Origin of the sequence: Planococcus dechangensis (assembly GCF_042654465.1) — a bacterium.
Taxonomy (GTDB): domain Bacteria; phylum Bacillota; class Bacilli; order Bacillales_A; family Planococcaceae; genus Planococcus; species Planococcus dechangensis.
This window is the reverse complement of the sequence record NZ_JBHSGL010000005.1, coordinates 639,144-660,867: the sequence shown is the minus strand read 5'-3', so window position 1 is coordinate 660,867 and position 21,724 is coordinate 639,144. Positions and strand designations below refer to the sequence as shown.

The 21,724-nt window shown below is 48.9% G+C and carries 21 protein-coding genes; 18 read left to right on the top strand and 3 right to left on the bottom strand.

Annotated features, from left to right (window positions below; translation table 11 throughout):
• Window positions 1-14: 14 nt before the first annotated feature.
• Both ACFO5U_RS06525 and ACFO5U_RS06520 read right to left on the bottom strand, forming a co-directional pair.
• A complete protein-coding gene (locus tag ACFO5U_RS06525; protein ID WP_377277722.1) occupies window positions 15-863 on the bottom strand; it encodes a transporter substrate-binding domain-containing protein in 849 nt (282 codons plus the stop codon).
• Between the two features lie 159 nt (window positions 864-1,022).
• Window positions 1,023-2,678: an Rqc2 family fibronectin-binding protein gene (locus ACFO5U_RS06520; protein WP_377277721.1), complete on the bottom strand. Its 1,656-nt coding sequence runs from the start codon at window positions 2,676-2,678 to the stop codon at window positions 1,023-1,025.
• A 121-nt stretch (window positions 2,679-2,799) separates the two neighbouring features.
• Here ACFO5U_RS06520 and ACFO5U_RS06515 point away from each other — a divergent pair, with 121 nt between their 5' ends.
• The 13 genes from ACFO5U_RS06515 (at window position 2,800) to ACFO5U_RS06455 (ending at window position 15,362) form a co-directional block, all read left to right on the top strand.
• A complete protein-coding gene (locus ACFO5U_RS06515) occupies window positions 2,800-3,075 on the top strand; it encodes an extracellular matrix/biofilm biosynthesis regulator RemA family protein (RefSeq protein ID WP_377277719.1) in 276 nt (91 codons plus the stop codon).
• Window position 3,076: 1 nt separating this feature from the next.
• The gene (gmk, locus tag ACFO5U_RS06510; protein ID WP_377277717.1) at window positions 3,077-3,697 is read left to right on the top strand and encodes a guanylate kinase; all 621 of its coding nucleotides are present in this window, start codon (window positions 3,077-3,079) and stop codon (window positions 3,695-3,697) included.
• Window positions 3,697-3,921, top strand: a complete 225-nt coding sequence (gene rpoZ / locus ACFO5U_RS06505) for a DNA-directed RNA polymerase subunit omega (RefSeq protein ID WP_377277715.1) — start codon at window positions 3,697-3,699, stop codon at window positions 3,919-3,921. The genes gmk and rpoZ overlap by 1 nt, the downstream gene beginning before the upstream one ends.
• A 75-nt stretch (window positions 3,922-3,996) precedes the next feature.
• On the top strand, window positions 3,997-5,196 hold the full coding sequence (gene coaBC / locus ACFO5U_RS06500) for a bifunctional phosphopantothenoylcysteine decarboxylase/phosphopantothenate--cysteine ligase CoaBC (protein WP_377277713.1): 1,200 nt from the start codon (window positions 3,997-3,999) through the stop codon (window positions 5,194-5,196).
• Window positions 5,193-7,589 (top strand): primosomal protein N', encoded by a 2,397-nt coding sequence (gene priA / locus ACFO5U_RS06495; RefSeq protein WP_377277712.1) that lies wholly within the window; start codon window positions 5,193-5,195, stop codon window positions 7,587-7,589. Before coaBC ends, priA begins: the two co-directional genes overlap by 4 nt.
• A gap of 18 nt (window positions 7,590-7,607) precedes the next feature.
• Window positions 7,608-8,114: a peptide deformylase gene (gene def / locus ACFO5U_RS06490; RefSeq protein WP_377277710.1), complete on the top strand. Its 507-nt coding sequence runs from the start codon at window positions 7,608-7,610 to the stop codon at window positions 8,112-8,114.
• A complete protein-coding gene (gene fmt / locus ACFO5U_RS06485) occupies window positions 8,111-9,043 on the top strand; it encodes a methionyl-tRNA formyltransferase (protein ID WP_377277708.1) in 933 nt (310 codons plus the stop codon). The genes def and fmt overlap by 4 nt, the downstream gene beginning before the upstream one ends.
• Window positions 9,040-10,398, top strand: coding sequence for a 16S rRNA (cytosine(967)-C(5))-methyltransferase RsmB (gene rsmB, locus ACFO5U_RS06480; RefSeq protein WP_377277707.1), 1,359 nt, complete (start codon window positions 9,040-9,042; stop codon window positions 10,396-10,398). Before fmt ends, rsmB begins: the two co-directional genes overlap by 4 nt.
• A gap of 18 nt (window positions 10,399-10,416) precedes the next feature.
• Window positions 10,417-11,166: a Stp1/IreP family PP2C-type Ser/Thr phosphatase gene (locus ACFO5U_RS06475; protein ID WP_377277705.1), complete on the top strand. Its 750-nt coding sequence runs from the start codon at window positions 10,417-10,419 to the stop codon at window positions 11,164-11,166.
• Between the two features lie 2 nt (window positions 11,167-11,168).
• Window positions 11,169-13,142, top strand: coding sequence for a Stk1 family PASTA domain-containing Ser/Thr kinase (gene pknB / locus ACFO5U_RS06470; protein WP_377277703.1), 1,974 nt, complete (start codon window positions 11,169-11,171; stop codon window positions 13,140-13,142).
• Window positions 13,143-13,172: 30 nt separating this feature from the next.
• Window positions 13,173-14,069: a ribosome small subunit-dependent GTPase A gene (gene rsgA, locus ACFO5U_RS06465; RefSeq protein ID WP_377277701.1), complete on the top strand. Its 897-nt coding sequence runs from the start codon at window positions 13,173-13,175 to the stop codon at window positions 14,067-14,069.
• Complete coding sequence (gene rpe, locus ACFO5U_RS06460; RefSeq protein WP_377277699.1) at window positions 14,062-14,727, top strand: ribulose-phosphate 3-epimerase; 666 nt, start codon at window positions 14,062-14,064, stop codon at window positions 14,725-14,727. Before rsgA ends, rpe begins: the two co-directional genes overlap by 8 nt.
• The gene (locus ACFO5U_RS06455; protein ID WP_377277698.1) at window positions 14,724-15,362 is read left to right on the top strand and encodes a thiamine diphosphokinase; all 639 of its coding nucleotides are present in this window, start codon (window positions 14,724-14,726) and stop codon (window positions 15,360-15,362) included. Before rpe ends, ACFO5U_RS06455 begins: the two co-directional genes overlap by 4 nt.
• Before the next feature lie 56 nt (window positions 15,363-15,418).
• Here ACFO5U_RS06455 and rpmB read toward each other — a convergent pair whose 3' ends face one another.
• Complete coding sequence (gene rpmB / locus ACFO5U_RS06450) at window positions 15,419-15,607, bottom strand: 50S ribosomal protein L28 (protein WP_058383551.1); 189 nt, start codon at window positions 15,605-15,607, stop codon at window positions 15,419-15,421.
• A gap of 220 nt (window positions 15,608-15,827) precedes the next feature.
• Here rpmB and ACFO5U_RS06445 point away from each other — a divergent pair, with 220 nt between their 5' ends.
• From ACFO5U_RS06445 to recG, 5 genes are all read left to right on the top strand, one after another.
• Window positions 15,828-16,190, top strand: coding sequence for an Asp23/Gls24 family envelope stress response protein (locus ACFO5U_RS06445; protein WP_377277696.1), 363 nt, complete (start codon window positions 15,828-15,830; stop codon window positions 16,188-16,190).
• Between the two features lie 18 nt (window positions 16,191-16,208).
• On the top strand, window positions 16,209-17,861 hold the full coding sequence (locus ACFO5U_RS06440) for a DAK2 domain-containing protein (RefSeq protein WP_377277694.1): 1,653 nt from the start codon (window positions 16,209-16,211) through the stop codon (window positions 17,859-17,861).
• Window positions 17,862-18,087: 226 nt separating this feature from the next.
• Window positions 18,088-18,750 (top strand): L-serine ammonia-lyase, iron-sulfur-dependent subunit beta, encoded by a 663-nt coding sequence (sdaAB, locus tag ACFO5U_RS06435; RefSeq protein WP_377277693.1) that lies wholly within the window; start codon window positions 18,088-18,090, stop codon window positions 18,748-18,750.
• A gap of 16 nt (window positions 18,751-18,766) precedes the next feature.
• A complete protein-coding gene (sdaAA, locus tag ACFO5U_RS06430) occupies window positions 18,767-19,666 on the top strand; it encodes an L-serine ammonia-lyase, iron-sulfur-dependent, subunit alpha (protein WP_377277691.1) in 900 nt (299 codons plus the stop codon).
• Window positions 19,656-21,698 carry an ATP-dependent DNA helicase RecG gene (gene recG / locus ACFO5U_RS06425; protein ID WP_377277689.1) on the top strand — a complete coding sequence of 681 codons (2,043 nt, stop codon included), beginning with the start codon at window positions 19,656-19,658 and terminating at the stop codon, window positions 21,696-21,698. Before sdaAA ends, recG begins: the two co-directional genes overlap by 11 nt.
• The last annotated feature ends 26 nt before the right edge of the window (window positions 21,699-21,724 follow it).

Genomic DNA, 21,724 nt, shown 5'->3' with positions numbered 1-21,724 from the left:
GCTCAGTTCCTCCTTTAAATTTCCTCTTCGATGTCCGGTTCGACTGTTACGTCGGCGCCGCCGAAGAACTCGGCTGAAATCTCGCTGACGGTGCCGTCGGCAAGCATATCTTCAAGCGCAGCATTGATTTGCTCTAACAATTCTTCGCTATTCTCATTTACAACAAGCCCGACTTCGGATGGCAAGTATTTGATGTCCGGATGGATGGTGATGTTCAACTCCGGGAAAGCCGCAACACCGAATGTCGATAAATAATAATCGTTCAAGATGACATCGGTCCGTCCAATCGATACATCGCGCAAGTAAATTTCGTTTGTAGCGTTATCATAGGTCACTTCTTCTGCACCGTAATCACGGGCGATTTGCATATAGACAGAAGTGGATACACCGGCTGCCTTTTTGCCTTCAAGGTCTTCGATCGTCTCAATCCCAGACAGATCGTCTTTTCGGACGACTGCTGTGCCGTAGGAATATTTGATTGGTGTCGAAAACAGGAATTTATCGGTCATATCTTCAGTCACTTCGATGTCGTTGGCGGCCATGTCCAGCTGTCCTGTACTGACGCTCGTCAGCATTTCGTCAAACCCAAGTTCCCGGAATTCGATTTCCAAATCGAGACGTTCGCCGAGTTCGCGGACTACTTCCACTTCAAAGCCGGTCAATTCGCCGCTTTCATCGTCGCGGAAAGAAGTTGCAAGCAATGTGCCGGAAGTGCCGACAGTCAAAACGCCTTCTTCTTGTATGCGGTCCCACTCCGATGGCTGTTCCGGGTCTGCAGCATCATTGCCGCAAGCGGAAAGAACCAATGCCGTTGTTGCGAGACTTGCCACGCCTATGTATGTTCGTTTATTTACAGTGTTCAAGGGTCTGCCTCCTTCTATATACGTCCTTTAAAAAGATAGCATTAACTAAAGGTTCGGGCAATGGTTTGAGAAATTCATTTATTAAATAATAATATTATGTAAACAAATATTATCACTACAAAAAAATTGTCCGGCAAGAGGTGCCGGACAATCCAATGGTTATTTTTTCAGTTTCAACACAAGATCTTCATCGGGCGTCACGTAAACTGTTTTTTGTTCGAAATAAATGACAAAGCCGGGCTTGGCGCCGCTCGGTTTTTTTACTTGACGCACTTCCGTATAATCCACCGGAACCGATGCCGAATCACGTGCTTTGCTGAAATAGGCAGCGATCGTGGCAGCTTCTAAAATGGTCTCCTCATCCGGATCCTGTGAATGGATGACCACGTGCGAACCCGGTATGTCTTTCGTATGGAGCCAGGTGTCGGATTTTGATGCCACTTTGAAGGTCACATAGTCGTTTTGCTTATTGTTTTTTCCGACAGAAATGGCAATGCCCTTAGATGACACGTAATTTTCGACGCTTGGCTTTGTCGGTTTTTTCTTCTTCTTGGATTTCTGTGCTTTCATATAACCTTGCTCGGCCAGCTCTTCGCGGATCTCTTCGATATCGGATAGTCCTGCTTGTTGCACTTGCTGCATGAGCTGTTCGAAATAACGGATGTCTTCATCGGTCTTTTTGATTTGCTCCTGCGTTTTAACGACCGCAGTTTTGGCTTTTTGGTAGCGTGAATAATATTTTTGGGAATTTTCGATTGGCGTCTTGCGCGGATCGAGCGCAATCGTCACGCTTTCTTCATTATAATAGTTAATAACTTGTATTTCTTTCATGCCTTTTTTGATGGTGTGCAGATTGGCCATGATCAATTCGCCGTTCAATTGAAGCTGGTCGCGTTTTTGCGCCTGGTCCTGTTCTTTTTTCAGTTTTTTCAGCTTTAATTTCAGTTTGGCGATTTCATTTTGCAGCCAGCGTTCCAAATCACCTGCCTGCTGTTTGACGCGGTCTCGCTCTGCTTTGGCGTAATAGATGCGGTCAAGCAACTCCGAAAGGTTATCAAAGCGGATGTTTTCCTGTTCCAAATGCGTCAATAGAGTAGCTGAGAAATAGCTTTTGCCTTGCTGTTCGACATAATAGCCGTTTGGTTGTGCATTCGTGAAGTCGTTCAGGAATGCTTGAGCACTGGATGCGTCATTCGCTAGACGGTATTCCAATTCTTTTGCCGTCAGTGGTGAAAATCCAGCAAACTCAGAAACGATTTCCTTGCTGCTGAGTCCGGAGAAATCAGCCTCTTTATCGTATGGGGTGCGCTTGTCCTGTGAAGGCGGAAAAATATAATCCTGACCTGGCAAAATGGTCCGATAAGAATTGACGCTCGGCGGCAAATGCTTCAGGCTGTCGAGGATCATGTCGCGTTCGGCGTCGACTAAAATGATGTTCGAATGCCGGCCCATCATTTCAACATGGAGCTCGCGTTCGATTTCATCGCCGATTTCGTTGCGGGCGCGGATGCGCAAGATGATCAAACGGTCAGATCCGTGCTGCTCGATACCTGTGATGACGCCGCCTTCGATATGCTTGCGCAGCAGCATGCAGAACATCGGTGGTTCTGATGGGTTGACGTTTGCTGTGTTGGTCAAATGGATGCGTGAATAAGATGGGTGGATCGAAATGAGCAATTTATGGTTCTTACCTTGTGCACGTATTTGCAGGAGCAGTTCGAGCTGATTAGGCTGATGAACTTTTGAAATCCTTCCGCTGACCAGCTGTTGGAGCTCGCTCGTCATCGCTTTCGTAAATAATCCATCAAATGCCATGAAAAATCCCTCTTTCAAATCGTTTTGTTCCATCTTATCATTTTCTCGTCAGATTATGATATAATAAGACAGTTAGATTCAAAGCGAACAAGCTACACAAGCATCGGTGGCGGTGAAGATAATGAAACGAAAAGTGAAATTCATATCCATCGGCTCGGGCAATGCGGTGGCAATCAACCGCATCGTGTCGATGATCCAGCCGGATTCGGCGCCGTCCAAACGTTTGATGCAGGAAGCGCGCAGCAAAGGTTTGCTCGTCGATGCGACCGGCGGCAAGAAAACCAAGTCGATATTCATCATGGATAGCGACCATGTGGTGATTTCGGCCTTATCGGTCGAGACCGCCCTTGCACGGATGGAAGAAAATGAAAATGATGACGAGGCTAGTGAGGGATAAAATGAGAAAACAACGCGGACTGTTGATTGTGCTGTCGGGGCCTTCGGGTGTCGGAAAAGGCACGGTGAGAAAAGAGCTGTTCGAACAGCCGGATACGAATTATGAATACTCCATTTCGATGACCACGCGCTCACCGCGTGAAGGCGAAGTGGACGAAGTCGATTATTTCTTCAAGACCCGTCATGAGTTTGAAGAACTGATCGACCAAGGGCAATTGTTGGAGTATGCTGAGTATGTCGGCAATTACTATGGCACGCCGCTTGAGTACGTCAATAAAATGCGCGATGCGGGACGCGATGTGTTCCTAGAAATCGAAGTGCAGGGCGCTGCGCAAGTCCGCGCCAAGGTGCCAGACGGATTATTCATTTTCCTGGCGCCGCCAAGCCTGTCAGAACTTGAAGAGCGATTGGTCGGCCGTGGCACGGAGTCGGATGACGTAATCGCATCCCGAATTCATGCTGCCAGAAAAGAGCTGGAAATGATGAACCTCTACGATTATGTCGTCGAAAACGACGAAGTGGAGAATGCATGCGACCGCATCAATGCCATCATTATTGCAGAGCATTGCAAGCGAGAACGTGTCGAAAAAAGATACTTAGATATGCTAAAGGAGAATGCCTGATGTTATACCCATCCGTTGATAAACTGAAAAGCCGTATCGATTCAAAATACTCCCTGGTCGCTTTGGCTTCCAAGAGAGCCCGCCAATTGCACGAACATGGCGACGAAAAACTGGATTCCTATGTTTCCTATAAAGCAGTAGGGAAAGCGCTCGAAGAAATCGCTGAAGGCGTATTGACGCCGGTTCAGCAAGATGCATCCGCAATTTACGAAGACGAAATTTAACCAATGATCTCCATTGACGACTCCCAGAGCGAAACTGTTCTTTGGGAGTTTGTTGTTTAGAAAGGGTGTTTAACCGTGTTGGCAAATCGGAAAATCCTATTATGTGTCAGCGGGGGCATCGCGGTCTACAAAGCGGTTGCACTCGTCAGTAAACTATCGCAAGCAGGTGCGGACGTCAAAGTCATCATGACCGATTCGGCAAAGCAATTCGTCCAGCCTTTAACATTTCAAGTGATGTCGCGCAACGATGTCTATTTTGATACTTTTGATGAAAAAGACTCTTCCGTCATCGCACATATCGATTTGGCAGATTGGGCAGACCTGGTTATCGTCGCGCCGGCCACGGCAAACATCATTGCGAAAATGGCCAATGGTTTGGGGGACGATATGGTATCGACGGTGTTGCTTGCGGCATCCGCGCCGATTTGGGTCGCGCCGGCGATGAACGTGCATATGTACGATCATCCGGCAGTGAAACGCAATATCGACCGGCTCCATCATGACGGCATCCGTTTTATCGAGCCGTCCGAAGGGTTTTTGGCATGCGGCTATGTTGGCAAAGGGCGTCTTGAGGAGCCTGAAAAGATCACTGAACTCGTTGCCGCCCATTTTTCCAAAAACAATCCGCTGGCAGGGAAGAAAGTGGTAGTAACTGCAGGTCCGACGCGGGAGCGTATTGATCCGGTGCGTTTTTTGACGAACTTTTCCAGCGGCAAAATGGGCTATGCGATGGCACAAGCAGCAGCGGAACTCGGGGCGGAGACGCTGCTGATCAGCGGTCCTGTTGCCCTTGAGGTGCCGAGCGGCGTTACCCGCATTTCTGTAGAAAGCGCACAGGATATGCTAGAAGCGGTGTTGCAGGAATACGATAGCGCCGACATGGTCATCAAAACTGCTGCTGTCGCAGACTATCGCCCAGCGGCCATTGCCGCACAGAAGGTCAAGAAAAAAGACGGGAATTCCGTCATTGAACTGGAACGTACGATTGATATCCTCAAAACGCTCGGTGAAATGAAAGCAAACCAGATCTTGATCGGTTTTGCGGCAGAGACCGATCATGTGGCGCAATATGCCAAAGATAAACTGGAGCGTAAAAATGCTGATTACATCATCGCCAATGACGTTAGTGCAGCACAGGCCGGTTTTGACCATGACACGAACGAAGTTACGGTTTACGGCCAGGGCGGGTTTGAAAAAACATTCCCCAACCTGCCGAAAACGGAATTGGCGCATGAATTGCTATCGCTCATAACCGAAAAGGAATTTGCAAAATGATAGCAGAAGTGATTGTCGATGTTGCCGCACATCCAATCGACCGGCCGTTTGATTACGCAGTGCCGGAAAATTTTGCAGCGCTTGCAGAGCCAGGAATGCGCGTTAAAGTGCCTTTTGGCAACCGCAAAGTGCTCGGCTTTATTACAACTATTAAAGAAACTTCCGAGTTTGACCCGAAGCGCTTAAAACCAGTGCATGAACTGATGGACGTCGAGCCGGTGTTGAATCAGGAAATGCTTGAACTCGCGCAGTGGATGAAACGCCACACCGTGTGCTTTGAAATCGACGCTTTGCAAGTAATGGTGCCGGCCGCATTGCGCGCAAAATACGAAAAACGTTTTGTGCTGAATGCCCCGATAGAAGTGTTGCCAAAGGATTTGCAGCCGTATTTCGGTACACGGGAATTTGTGCGTGCGCAAGAAGCGGAAGCCGTGTTCGGGCTCATGAAAAAAGAAATGGACAAAGGCACAGTGTTGGCTGATACGAATATCCAGCAAAAAACGGCGGTGAAAACCATCCGCATGGTGCATATCACGGATTCCATTGAAGTAATAGACAATCTGTCCATTCGTGCAAATGCCAAACAGCAATTGAAACTGCAAGCGTATTTCCGCGAGCATTTGGGAGAAACCGTCGAGGCAGCACGTTTGCAAAAAGAAGCAGGTGTATCGCTTCCGACAATCCATGCACTAGCCGAAAAGGGCTTGGCAAGCTATTCGCTTATGGAATCTTACCGCGACCCTTCGCTGTTGACAGCGATTGAGCATAATACTGCTTTGTCGTTGACGGATGAGCAGCAAACGGCGTTTGAGGCCATCCATGCATCTTTAAATACCGAAAAGACTTTCATGCTGCATGGTATTACCGGCAGCGGAAAAACGGAAATTTATTTGCAGACCATTGCTCAAGTGCTTGAAGAAGGCAAAGAGGCGATCATGCTGGTGCCGGAAATTTCATTGACACCGCAGATGACCATCCGTTTTAAAGAGCGTTTCGGTGATCTTGTGGCGGTATTGCACAGCGGCTTGTCGGCAGGGGAAAAGTATGATGAGTGGCGAAAAATCCAACGTGCGGAAGTGAAAGTTGTCGTCGGCGCTCGCTCGGCTATTTTCGCGCCGTTCCAAAATCTTGGATTGATCATTCTCGACGAAGAGCATGAATCCAGCTATAAGCAAGATGATGCACCACGCTATCATGCGAGAGACGTAGCGATTTGGCGCAGTAAGCAACATCAGTGCCCAGTCATTTTAGGGAGCGCCACACCATCGCTCGAATCCTATGCCCGAGCGCAAAAAGGCGTTTATGAACTATTGGTATTGAAAAACCGCGCCAAAAGCCAGCCGTTGCCGGATGTGCATATTGTCGACATGCGGGAAGAATTGCGTACCGGCAACCGGTCGATGTTTTCCATCGAGCTGGCGGAAGCGATCCGCGAGCGGCTGCAAAGAAATGAACAAGTCGTGCTGTTTTTGAACAAGCGCGGCTATTCTTCGTTTGTGCTATGCCGTGATTGCGGAACGGTTTTGCAATGCCCGAACTGCGATATTTCCTTGACCTATCACCGGGCGAGCGAACGTATGAAATGCCATTATTGCGGCTATGATGAACCGGTCCCAACCACTTGTCCGGAATGCGAAAGCGACCATATCCGCTTTTTCGGAACAGGCACGCAAAAAGTCGAAGAGGAACTCGCGAAACTCGTTCCGGACGCCCGTGTATTGAGGATGGATGTCGATACGACGCGCAATAAAGGAGCGCACGAAAAGATTTTGACGGCATTCGGCGAGGGCAAAGCGGATATTCTGCTTGGCACCCAAATGATCGCCAAAGGCTTGGATTTTCCGAACATTACACTCGTCGGCGTATTATCAGCGGATACGACTTTGCATTTGCCGGATTTCCGGGCAGCGGAGAAAACCTATCAATTGTTGACTCAAGTGAGCGGCCGTGCCGGACGCGACGTTCTCCCTGGAGAGGTATATGTCCAGACCTATACGCCGGAACATTACGCCATCATGCTCGCCAAAGACCAATTGTACGAACCGTTTTATGAGCAGGAAATGGCCATGCGCAGAGCGAGCGGCTACCCGCCGTATTATTATGTCGTCAACATCCAGTTTACCCATGAGGATTTGATGACCGTCTCAGGCTATGCCGAACAAATGACGGAGTATTTACGCAATCGACTGTCTCCGAAGACCATTATCATCGGGCCGTCTGCATCGCTGATTGCCCGTGTGAACAATAGATATCGCTATCAATGTTTGATAAAATACAAAACAGAACCGAAGCTGGCTGACGCGTTGCAGCAATTAATCAAAATGTACCGCAGCGAGTGGATCAAAACGGGGGCAACTTTGTCCATCGATATGAACCCGACGACAGTCATGTAGCAGAAATGAGGAATAGAAATGGCAATCCGCGAAATTGTGAAACATCCGAATAAAGTATTGGAAACACCGTGTAGCACCGTCACGAAATTTGATAAGGACTTGGCAGTTTTGCTTGATGATATGCACGAAACGATGGTCGAAGCGGACGGCGTGGGCATTGCCGCGCCTCAAGTGGGCGTCTTGCAGCGCGTCGCCATCGTCGATTTTCAGGAAGGGCAAGATCCGATTGAAATGATCAATCCGCAACTCGCTTTGTTCGAAGGGGCTGAAACTGACATCGAAGGCTGTTTGAGCTTCCCTGGGATTTTCGGTGAAGTCGAACGCCACGGCCGCATCAAGATCAAAGCGCAAGAACGCGACGGCACTTGGTATGAGCTAGAAGCGGAAGGCTATGAAGCACGTGCCATCCTCCATGAAATGGATCATCTGGACGGCGTATTGTTCACCAGCAAAATCACAAAATACGTAACCCAAGAAGAATTGGATGAAATGATCCGCCAGCAAGAAGAGGAGGATTTGCTTTGACCAAAATTGTATTCATGGGAACGCCGGCCTTTTCGGCACCGATTTTACGGATGTTGGTAGAACAGGGCTATGAAGTGGCGCTTGTTGTCACACAGCCTGACCGTCCTGTAGGCAGAAAGAAAATCCTCACGCCGACGCCTGTGAAAGAACAAGCGCTCGCACTCGATTTGCCGGTCTATCAGCCTGAAAGATTAAAAGATCCGGAGCAAGCCCAAAAAATTCTTGATTTGCAGCCGGACTTGATTGTCACAGCCGCTTTCGGACAGATTTTGCCGACTGCTATACTTGAAGCACCGAAACTCGGAGCCATCAATGTCCATGCGTCATTGCTGCCGGAATATCGCGGTGGTGCACCGATTCACCAGGCAATCATCGACGGCAAGAAAGAAACAGGCGTGACGATCATGTATATGGTCGACCGCTTGGATGCCGGAGATATTATTTCGCAAATAACAGTGCCGATTGAAGAGATGGACCATACCGGCAGCATGTTCGAAAAACTCAGCATTGCTGGAAAAGAACTATTGCAAGAAACCTTGCCGTCGATCATCGACGGGACCAATGCGCGGACTCCACAGGACGAACAGCACGTTACGTTCGCCCGCAATATTTCAAGAGAGCAAGAGCGCATTGATTGGAACAAATCCGCCCGTGAATTGTATAACCAAGTGCGAGGGCTGCACCCGTGGCCAGTCGCCTTTACATCGTTAGGCGGAATCAATGTAAAAATCTGGTGGGCGGAACTCGCCGATTCGGCCAACATCTCACAGCCAGGCGAAGTACTGGAACTGACTGAAGATGCCATCATCGTCCAAACCGGAGACGGCGCCTTGGCGATCAAAGAATTGCAGCCTGCCGGCAAAAAGCGCATGACGGCGCAGGATTATTTGCGTGGCCCGAAATTACAGGCAGGAGATCGATTCGAATGAAAAATAAAAAAATCCACGGCAATGTCCGGGATGCGGCGTTGTCGATTTTATATGCGGTTGAAAACAAGCAAGCCTATAGCAATCTGCTGTTGAACAAAACGATGGATAGCTATGGCATTTCCGCGAAAAACAAAGGCTTGCTGACAGAGATCACCTATGGCACATTGCAGCATCAAATGACTTTGGATTATTATTTAAAACCGTTCATCAAAGGGAAAATCGATCCGTGGGTGCGGACGCTGCTGCGTTTGTCGCTTTACCAGATCATCTACTTGGACCGGATCCCTTTTCATGCTGTCATCAACGAAGCAGTGGAAATCGCCAAACTCCGTGGACACGCGGGCATCGGCTCTATGGTCAACGGCATCTTGCGTTCGGTTCAGCGTGAAGGTGTGCGGTCGTATAACGAAATAGCCGATCCGATCGAAAAGATTTCCATCGAAACAAGCCACCCGGCGTGGATGATCAAACGCTGGTCCGAACAATTCGGCATGGAGAAAACCCGTGAAATGGCGCTCGAGAACAATAAAGCCCCGTTGCAGACAGTACGTGTCAATATGGCACAAGCCACGCCGGAGCAAGTAATTGAAATGCTTGAGTCCGAAGGTTTAACGGCAGAGCCAAGCAAGATCATCCCGGAATGCCTCATCGTGTCAAACGGGCAGCCGGTGCGGTCGCAAGCTTTCGAAAAAGGCTTTATCACCATCCAAGATGAGAGCTCCATGCTGCCGGCTTATGCACTGCAGGTCGAACCCGGCATGACGGTTCTTGATATGTGTGCCGCTCCAGGCGGGAAAACAACCCATATTGCCGAAAAGCTAAAAACGTCCGGCAAAGTGGTGGCGATGGATCTGCATGCCCATAAAGTTAAGTTGATTGAAGAAACGGCTGCAAGGCTTGGCCACCAGCACATCGAAACGATCGTCGGTGACGGGCGCGAAAGCACTGAGCGCTTCGGTGAAGCGGCATTCGACCGCATTTTAGTCGATGCGCCGTGCAGCGGCCTTGGCGTCATCAAACGCAAGCCGGATATCAAATATACGAAAACGCCAGACGATTTCGGGCGTCTGCAGACGATCCAATTGGCGCTGCTCGATGAAGCAGCGAAGCTGCTGAAGCCAGGCGGTGTTATGGTTTACAGCACATGCACTATCGATAATGAAGAAAATCGCGGAACAGCCGAAGAGTTTATGAAGGCGCATCCGGAAATGGAACAGATTCCATCTGCATTGCCGCCAGCTTTTAAAAGCAAAGGGCAAGGCTTTGTCCAAGTGTTCCCGCAGGATTTCGGGAGCGATGGATTTTTTATCGCAAGCTTTAGGAAAAGCACTGGCAAAGACAATGCCGGAAGTTAAAAAGCGGGGTGTACACTATTGTTCCAGTATGTAATCGAAAGCGATACCGGCAGAGTACGGGAAGTCAATGAAGATCGTGCCGCAGTACTAAAACGCCCGAGTGGATTAGTGCTGGCGCTTGTTGCCGATGGCATGGGCGGGCATAATGCAGGGGACGTGGCCAGCCGTCTAACGGTCGAAGAACTTAGCCGGAAATTCTTAGAAGCAGAAGAAGCGGCCTTCGGTACGGCCGAATCAAAAAAAGACTGGCTGTCCGAACAGGTGTTAGCAGTGAACCGATATGTATATGAGCATGCGCTGAACCATATTGAATGCAAGGGAATGGGCACAACGTTGATCGCGGCATTGATCGAAGATGAGGATTGTGTGCTTTGCCACATTGGCGACAGCCGGGTTTATCTTATCGGCGCGACGGTAGAATTGATGACGCGTGATCATTCTTACGTCAATGTATTGGTCGATAACGGCGAAATCACACAGCAGGAAGCGGAAGAACATCCGAAGAAAAACTGGATTTTGCGCTCGCTTGGCACAGAGCCGGATATCGAACGTGAAATGCACCGCTTTTCTCTTTCGGGAATTCCGTATCTGTTGATTTGTACAGATGGTTTGAGCAATAAATTAAGTGAACGGGAAATTTCCTCCATTGTGCGATCACAGGCTTCACTCGCACAAAAAGGCAAAGCGCTCACTAGGCTGGCCAATGAGCACGGCGGAGAAGACAATATCTCTTTTGTATTGATGAAACCGCGCGGTGAGGAGGTATAGCGATGTTGATCGGTAAAAGAATTAATGGTCGCTATAAAGTTCTCGAGGCAATTGGCAGCGGCGGCATGTCTAATGTTTATTTGGCGCATGACATGATCCTTGACCGTGACGTGGCAATCAAGGTGCTGCGCTACGACTTTTCTAACGAAGAAGAGCTTCGACGCCGTTTCCAGCGCGAAGCCCTATCCACAACGAGCCTTGATCACCCGAACATCGTCACTATTTTTGATGTTGGAGAAGAAAATGCCTTGCCTTACCTGGTCATGGAATACGTACCAGGTGATACGCTGAAAGAATACATCATCAAGCATTCCCCGGTCGAACCGGAGCGTGCTGTGGAAATCATGAAGCAGCTGGCTTCGGCGCTGGCTCATGCCCATCACAATCACATCGTCCATAGAGACATTAAGCCGCAGAATATCCTGGTTGATGATGATGGTAATGTCAAAATTTCGGATTTCGGGATAGCGATGGCATTAAGTGCCACTTCCTATACGCAGACGAACTCGGTTCTCGGCACTGTGCATTACCTCTCTCCAGAACAAGCGCGTGGCGGCATGGCCAATAAAAAATCGGATATATACTCATTGGGCATCGTCATGTTCGAATTGCTGACAGGCATACTGCCGTTCTCCGGTGAATCTGCAGTGGCGATTGCATTGAAACATCTCCAGACAGAAACGCCGTCTTTGAAAAATCTCGTTCCGGACCTCCCGCAAAGCTTGGAGAATATCGTTTTAAAAGCAACTACCAAAAACCCTCAATACCGTTACGCATCGGCTGATGAAATGGCGGAAGATCTATCGACCGCGTTGAATCCTGAACGTTTGAACGAAGCTAGATTTGCAGTTCCTGTAGATGAAGGGGAGACCCGTGCGATGCCGGCCATCAAAGACAGCGGTGCATATGAACAAGCGGACGCAACGAAAACGATGGAATTGCCGAAAGCCAAAAAATCTCCTCCTGTGGAGCCGGTAAAGAAAAAGAAGCGTAAGAAAATGCCGATTGTTCTAGGGGTTATCGGGGTAATGCTGTTAGCGGGAATTATTATAGCAATTGCATTCCCTGGATTGTTTGAAGCCCGGCAAATAGCCGTACCGGATGTAGCTGGCATGGAACGTGCTGAGGCAGTGGAAGAGTTGACGGCCGCTGGGTTTATCATTGACGAAGAGGAAGATGAGTTTTCAGAAGAAGTGGAAGCAGACCGTGTAATTCGAACGATTCCAGAAGCAGGAAAAATGCGCGATCGTGAAAGCGGAATCAGTTTATTTGTCAGTGCTGGCAAAGAAACCGCTGAGATGGACGATTATGTAGGCAGTTCCATCGAACAGGCGCAGCGACTGCTCGAATCAGCGAACTTCGCGCCTGCCGAAACCCGGGAAGAATTTTCTGACGAAGCGCCAGGCACCATCTTAAGCCAAAGCCCGGAAGCTGGCACAGAAGTAATCATCAGCGAAGCTGAAATCTCGTTTGTGGTCAGCAAAGGGGCAGACATGCGTGAAGTGTCTGACTTGAGCGGTTTCGACGAATCTCAATTGAGTGAATATGCCCGTTCATCAGGATTCAATATCCGTATTATTAGGGAAGAAACTTCGGATACGGTTGAGGCAGGTTTGGTGTTATCGCAAAACGTTGCAAGCGGCGAGATGCTGGAAGTAGGCAGTACGATTGAAGTGGTTCTATCATCAGGGCGTGCTGAACTTCCGGTGAGGACTTACGTCGAAACAGTAGAAATTCCCTATGAACCGGCAGAGCCTGCCGGTGACGGGGAAGATCCCGTCGAACAGACGATCCGGGTCTATATTCAAGACCAGAATCAGAGCATGGTAGAACCGGTCGAAGAATTCACCATCACTGAAACGACTGAGCACGAAATCGAAATGCAGATCGTGGAAGGTGCCAGTGCTTCCTACCGAATCGTACGGGATGCGACGATCATTTTGGAGAACACGGTCGAATACGACAACGCCGATTAATGATGACAATATAAAATAAGGGGTGATGCTATGCCGAAAGGACAGATCCGAAAAGCACTCAGCGGTTTTTATTATGTGCTGGATGAAGATGGGGAACGCTATACACAATGCCGCGGGCGGGGGATATTCCGAAACCGCCAAATTGCACCGCTCGTCGGTGATTTTGTAGAGTATAAGGCAGATAACGATCGCGAGGGAACGATACTTGATATCGAAGAACGGAAAAACGAGCTGGTGCGCCCGCCGATCGCCAATGTCGATCAAGCGATCTTGGTGTTCTCGGCCAAGCAGCCGGATTTTCATCCGCTGCTGTTGGACCGCTTTCTCGTGGCCGTTGAATCGTTCGATATCCAACCGGTCATTTGCCTGACCAAAATGGACTTGATCACAGAAGCCGAACGTGCGGCGCTCGACTGCTACGTTGAGGATTACCGAAATATCGGCTATGAAGTGATCGAGACGTACAAAGACGATCCGACTTTGCAACAGAGGCTAATGCCGGTGCTGAAAGGTAAAACGAGCGTGCTCGCCGGCCAATCCGGCGTCGGCAAGTCGACGCTGCTCAATACAATTTTGCCTTCATTGAAATTGAAGACCGATGATATTTCCCAGGCATTGAACCGCGGAAAACATACAACGCGCCACGTAGAATTGATCGGTGTCAACGACGGGCTGCTTGCAGATACGCCAGGGTTCAGTTCATTTGATTTCGATCAGCTGGAAAAAGAAGAACTGTCGGCGTGCTTTCCGGAAATGCAACAGCGCTCGGGGGCATGTAAATTCAGGGAATGCCTGCATTTGAACGAACCGAAATGCGCCATTAAAAAAGCGGTGGAAACAGGAGAGATTCCCGCCTACCGACACAAGCATTATTTGAAGTTTTTGGAAGAAATTATGAATCGAAAGCCGAGGTATTCACATGATTAAAATTGCACCTTCCATTTTAGCAGCAGATTTCGCCAAGCTTGGCCAAGAAGTACAGGAAGTCGAAAAAGCAGGAGCCGATTGGATCCACATCGATGTCATGGACGGTCATTTTGTGCCGAACATCACGATGGGCCCGATCGTCGTCGATGCGCTTCGTCCATTGACGAAACTTCCGCTTGATGTCCACTTGATGATTGAAAATCCAGACCGCTATATCGAAGATTTTGCGAAAGCTGGAGCGGACTATATTACGGTACATGTCGAAGCATGCCCCCATCTTCACCGCACGATTCAATTGATTCGGTCGTTCGGCGTCAAGCCGGGTGTCGTCTTGAATCCACATACGCCTGTAGAGACAATTCAGCATGTGCTTGAAGACATCGATTTGGTCTTGTTCATGACAGTCAATCCGGGATTCGGCGGACAGAAATTCATTCATTCGGTCGTACCGAAAGTTGCGCAATTGGCCGAAATGGTTAAACAACAAGGCTTGTCTGTCGATATCCAAATCGATGGGGGCATTAACGAAGAAACGATTGTTTCTTGTGCAAAAGCCGGGGCCAATGTATTTGTCGCTGGTTCCGCTATTTTTGGCAAAGAAGACCGTGCACTTGCGTTGCACAATATTAAACAAGCAGGTCAAGGGGCACTCTTATGATTGTCGTTTTAACAGCAGGAGGTCCGGCAGATGAATTGCCGGATCTTTCTCTTTTCAAAGGGGCCGTTCATATTGGGGTGGATGCCGGGGTCATGACCTTGCTCGGTCAAGGCATCGAGCCGTCAGAAGCGATCGGGGATTTTGATTCGGTTACGGACGAGGAGTATGAACAGATTCGTGTGGGCTTTCCCCAGCTCGAACGGTCGCCGGCAGAAAAAGACGAGTCCGATACGGAGCTTGCGCTTGAGAAGGCAATGCATTACAATCCGGATCAAGTCGTCATTACCGGCGTGACAGGTGGCCGGCTCGATCATTACATGGCGGCGCTGCATATTGTCTTTGCTTATCAAAGGCGTTATCCGGACGTTGCATTTATCGTTTTGAACAAGCAAAACCGCATTCGCTTCATGGAGCCAGGGTCATATAAAATGGAAGCTGATTCATCTTATGCATACGTTTCGTTTTATCCGTTTGCAGAACAGGTCAGCGGTTTTACGATAGAAGGATTTAAATATCCGGTGTCCGATGAGTTGATTCCGTTCGGTTCAACGCGCTTTATCAGCAATGAACTGAAATCAAGCGGAACGGTGAAATTTACTGGAGGTCATTTGATCGTCATTGAAAGTTCCGATTGAACGCACGAAAAAATGCCAGGCTGACAATTGTCAGCCTGGCATTATTCATGAGCGTTTTATACGCGCTCAACTTTTCCTGATTTCAATGCTCTTGCGGAAACCCATACACGTTTCGGCTTGCCGTCTACAAGGATGCGAACTTTTTGAAGGTTAGCTCCCCATGTACGTTTTGTCGAGTTCAACGCGTGTGAACGGCTGTTTCCTGCACGAGCTTTACGTCCAGATACTGCACATACTTTTGGCATGTAAGTCCCTCCTCACAAGTGAAGCTGAAAATTATCATAGAATTTCAGTTCGTTTTTCGTTTCACATACTTTAATAATTTACCATAGAAAAAACAGAGGCGCAAGTAGAAATCACCCCCTTTCAAGAAAAAAACCTTTACACTACAAAACGGTGGCTTTTCTTATAAAGGCCTTTCATGTAGAATGTAAAGAGTGAAATAGGACTCGAGGAGGAATTTTAATGTCGATTGAGTTGAATAACGAATATGGTCAAATCGATATTTCCAATGATGTAATAGCTCAAATAGCCGGCGGTGCTGCCATCGAATGCTACGGAATTGTCGGAATGGCAACCAAACACCAACTCCGCGACGGCCTGACGGATATTCTCCGCAAAGAGAATTTCGCCAAAGGGGTCCTTGTGCGCCAAGAAGACGGAGATTTGATTATTGATATGTACGTAATCATCAGCTACGGAACAAAAATTTCGGAAGTGGCGTATCAAGTCCAGTCCAAAGTGAAATATACGATAACTAAAACATTGGGCATGCCGGTTAGTGCGGTAAACATTTATGTCCAGGGCGTTCGTGTGACGAACCCGTAAGAGGAGGAAAAGTCGGTTATGAAGTCATTAAACGGAGTGAAATTCGCGGAAATGGTGCAGATGGGTTCGCACCATTTGTTCCAGAATGCGGATTATGTAGATGCATTAAATGTCTTTCCTGTGCCTGACGGCGATACAGGGACAAACATGAATTTATCCATGACATCCGGTGCGAAAGAAACAGAAGCCCACGCACAAGAACATATCGGTAAAACAGCAAGCGCTTTATCGAAAGGCTTATTGATGGGGGCACGCGGCAACTCAGGTGTCATTTTGTCCCAATTGTTCCGAGGTTTCGGCAAGTATATTGCGGATGAGCCGGAGCTTTCGGCAAAAAAACTGGCAGAAGCTTTGCAGCACGGTGTAGAGACAGCTTATAAAGCGGTCATGAAACCGGTCGAAGGCACGATATTGACTGTCGCAAAAGATTCAGCAGCCAAAGGCATGAGCCTTGCGGACAGTGAAGAAGATATCATCCGCTTGTTTGAAGAAATCGTCATTGAATCGAAAGCTTCACTCGAGCGCACTCCGGATTTATTGCCGGTGCTCAAAGAAGTTGGTGTTGTCGACAGCGGCGGGCAAGGGTTGGTCTTTGTGTACGAAGGGTTCCTTGCCGCTTTGAAAGGCGAAGCATTGCCTGAGAAACATGCAGATAATTCCATGGATGAACTGGTCAGTGCAGAACATCATAAAAATATCGCCGGATTCATGAATACGGAAGATATCGAATTCGGCTATTGCACCGAGTTCATGGTCAAGTTCGAAGGTGGCAAGCGTTCATTCAACGAAGCTGAATTCCGTACGGACCTCAGTGGCTACGGGGATTCCTTATTGGTTATTTCCGACGATGAAATCGCCAAAATCCATATCCATTCCGAAGAGCCCGGCAAAGTCCTTACATACGGCCAGGAATACGGAAGCTTAATCAGCATGAAAATTGAAAACATGCGCCAACAGCATACCGACTTAGTCGGAGAAGACCATAACAAAGCGGCGGTTGCCGAAAAGACCAAGCATCCATATGCCATCGTCACGGTTGCGATGGGTGAAGGAGTGGCTGAGCTGCTCCGTTCAATCGGCGCTTCTTATGTGATTGAAGGTGGCCAAACGATGAACCCTTCAACCGAAGACATCGTCAATGCGGTCCGTTCGATTGGTGCAGAACGTGTGCTGATCCTGCCGAACAATAAAAATATCATCATGGCTGCTGAACAAGCGGCCGAACTGCTTGATATCGAAGCGGCGGTTGTGCCGACTAAAGACGTTCCTCAAGGAATGTCTGCGCTTTTGGCATTCAATCCACAAGCGGCTGTCAGCGAAAACCAGGATGTGATGAGCGATGCCATCAAGCATGTGAAGTCGGGTTCTGTAACATTTGCAGTGCGGGATACATCGATCGACGGCATCACCATTAAAAAAGATGACTTTATGGGAATTTCCGAAGGCAAAATCGTCATTTCGGATACCAGCTTAGAACATGTAACAGAAGAGCTCTGCAAAAAACTAGTTGATGCGGATGCTGAAATCGTCACAATCCTTTACGGAGAAGACGTTGCAGAAGCGGATGCACAAAAATTGGCGGCGTTCATTGAATCTTTGAACGACGAAGTTGAAGTGGAAATCCACAACGGCAAGCAGCCGTTGTATCCGTATATTTTAGCAGTAGAGTGATGAATGGCGGAGGTCCGGGCACTAGGCACCGGACCTTTGCTTTTTTAATTGGCTAAAATAGCAGCATGCTATTTGCCGGTTAAGATAAGCCAATTGAGATGATGCATGATGATAATAGCCATCAAGACTTAGGGCTATAACTATGTATGCGCTTTAATATCTTTGTTTCTCATAGGTATTTCGTGTAAAATGAAGCTATACAAAGCGGAAAGTGAGGGGTTTGGGCATGAAGTTCAAATCTGTTTTTGATATAATCGGCCCGGTTATGATCGGACCGTCGTCGTCCCATACGGCAGGAGCCGCACGCATCGGCAGAGTGGCACGCGACCTTTTCGGCAGACAGCCTGCATGGGCGAAGATCCATTTGTACGGATCGTTTGCCGAAACCTATAAAGGGCATTCAACGGATGTCGCGATTGTCGGCGGGCTGCTCGATTATGATACATTCGATGAACGCATCAAAACTTCTTTTGAGGAAGCGGAAAAACTGGGCATGAAGTTTGAATTTATTCCTGAAACCGGAAATGTCGATCATCCGAATACGGCGCGCGTCGTCATTGGCGACGATAAATCCGAAATGTCGATGATGGGCATTTCCATCGGCGGCGGCAAAATCGAAATCACGGAACTGAACGGGTTTCCGCTTAGGTTATCCGGCAATCACCCGGCGATTCTCGTCGTTCACGACGACCGTTCGGGATGTATCGCGAATGTAGCAAATTGTTTATATAAATACGATATCAACATCGGCCATATGGAAGTGTCACGGAAAGAACGCGGCGACATGGCGCTGATGGTCATTGAAGTCGATCAAAACGTTGGCGTGCCAGTGATGGAAGAACTGCGCGAATTGCCCAATATCACACAAGTGACGCGTATCGCCGACTGAATTGGAGGTAAGAAAAATGGATGTTTTATTCCGAAATGTAAGGGAATTGGTCGAGCGGGCGGAACAGGAAGGCAAGCTCATCTCGGAAATTATGATCGAGCAGGAAATGCTTATCACAGACCGTTCGCGAGAAGATATTATGCAGCAGATGGACCGCAATTTGACGGTCATGGAAGAAGCTGTTGAAAAAGGCTTGAAAGGTGTTCATTCTGTATCCGGCTTGACGGGCGGCGATGCTGTATTGCTTCAAAAGTATATGCAGCAAGGCAATAGCTTGTCGGGCGATTTGCTGCTCGATGCCGTCAGCAAAGCGGTGGCAACCAATGAAGTCAATGCGGCCATGGGCACGATTTGCGCCACGCCGACTGCAGGTTCTGCAGGTGTTGTACCGGGTACATTGTTTGCGGTGCAGAACAAATTGAACCCGACACGTGAACAGATGATCCGTTATCTCTTTACTTCCGGTGCATTCGGGTTTGTCGTGGCGAACAATGCATCGATTTCCGGTGCAGCCGGTGGTTGTCAGGCGGAAGTAGGATCAGCCGCTGCGATGGCATCTGCAGCGATCATTGAAATGGCTGGAGGCACACCTCAGCAAAGTTCAGAAGCTTTCGCCATCACGATGAAAAACATGCTCGGTCTCGTCTGTGACCCTGTGGCGGGGCTCGTCGAAGTACCGTGTGTCAAACGCAACGCAATGGGTGCCGCCAATGCGGTAGTAGCTGCAGACATGGCGCTTGCCGGAGTAACAAGCCGCATTCCTTGTGATGAAGTCATCAGCGCAATGTTCGAAATCGGACAAGCGATGCCGAGTGCTTTCCGCGAAACGGCTAAAGGCGGCCTTGCGGCGACGCCGACCGGTAAATGGCTTGAAGCAAAAATATTCGGCGGATCGGTAGTCGGCAGTGGACAGTAAAGTTCCGGTCTCTTCTTTGAAGGGGGTCGGCAAGCAAGCAGCTGAAACCTTGCGGGACATGAACATCGAGACAGTCGAACAATTGGTCATGACATTCCCGTATCGCCATGAGGATTTTCAGTTGAAGGATTTGGCGGAAACGCCCCATAATGAACGGGTAACGGTGGAGGGAAGGGTCGAAAGTGAACCTTCCGTCCTTTTTTTAGGGAAAAACAAATCCCGTACGACAGTCAGCGTCCTCGTTGGGCGTCATCTAGTCAAAGCTGTTTTTTTTAACCAGCATTATGTGAAAACCAAATTGCAGATCGGCGCCGTCATCAGTTTGACCGGCAAATGGGATCGCGGGCGGCAATTGATTACCGTCTCGAGCCATTCGATCGGCCCGCGGACAGACGGCGCGGATTTTGAACCAGTCTATAGTTTGAAGGGCGCAATGCACCAAAAAACCTTCCGCAAACTGATGCGCCAAGGGCTAGATGCGACAAAAGGCCAGTTGGCCGATTGTTTGCCAGATTCGTTGCGTCGGGAATATCAATTATTGCCATTCGAAGAAGCACTTGAAACCGTCCATTTCCCGGCAAACGGCGAGGCACTGAAACAAGCACGGCGTCGATTTGTCTATGAGGAATTATTGTTGTTTCAGTTGAAGATGCAAGCGCTGCGCAAGAAAAACCGTGAAGCTGAAGGCGGGTCATTCATCGATTACGATCTTGTGAGATTGAAAGCGTTCATCGATGCGCTGCCTTTTGATTTGACGAGCGCCCAAAAGCGGGTCGTCAATGAAATTTGCCGCGATATGAAAGAGCCGTTTCGCATGAACCGGCTGCTCCAAGGAGACGTAGGCTCCGGTAAAACCGTCGTGGCAGCAATTGCTTTGTATGCGGCCGTGACGGCTGGCAAGCAAGGAGCGCTCATGGCGCCGACTGAAATCCTTGCAGAACAGCACGCCAACACATTAGAAGAATGGTTCCGGCCGTTTGGCGTTAACGTCGCGATGTTAACAGGTTCCGTCAAAGGAAAAAAGCGTAAAGAAGTGTTGAAGCGGCTAGCTGCACATGAGATCGACATCCTCATCGGCACCCATGCATTGATCCAACCGGAAGTCCTGTTCAGCAATTTAGGGCTCGTCATCACCGATGAACAGCACCGCTTTGGCGTCGACCAGCGCCGCGTATTGAAAGACAAAGCCTTGAATCCTGATGTCTTGTTCATGACCGCGACGCCGATTCCGAGAACGCTCGCCATATCTGCGTTCGGAGAAATGGATGTGTCGGTTATCGATGAAATGCCGGCTGGAAGAAAAGAAATCGAAACATATTGGATGAAAAAAGAAATGTTCGGCAAAATTGTCGGCCGTATGGAAAAAGAGCTGCAGGCTGGCAGGCAAGCATATGTCATTGCACCGCTGATCGAAGAATCCGAAACTTTGGAATACCAAAATGCCGTGGAGTTGTACCAGCAGCTGACGGTTTATTTCGACGGGCGCCATAAGGTTGGCCTTATGCACGGCCGCTTGCATCCTGACGAGAAAGAGCAGACCATGCGCGAATTTGCTGAAGGCCACATCGCCGTGCTCGTATCGACAACGGTCGTTGAAGTCGGAGTCAACGTGCCGAATGCCTCATTCATGCTGATCTATGATGCTGAACGCTTCGGCTTGTCACAGCTTCATCAATTGCGCGGCCGCGTCGGTCGTGGCAGTGAGCAATCTTACTGCGTGCTGCTGGCAGATCCGAAAACCGAGATAGGCAAAGAGCGGATGAACTCGATGACCGAAACGAATGACGGCTTTATTCTAGCTGAAAAAGACTTGGAGTTGCGAGGGCCGGGAGATTTCTTCGGCCGCAAGCAAAGCGGGATTCCGGAGTTCCGTATGGCAGACTTGATCCATGATTACCGCGCGCTTGAGGCGGCCAGGAAAGATGCCGAAACTTTGATTGCCAGCGAGTCGTTTTGGACTTCCGAAGAAACAAAATGCCTTCGTTCGATGCTTCGGGATTCAGGTGTGCTCGAAGGCGGAAGGCTCGATTAGAATGCAGGGATAGCGATTTTCCTTGC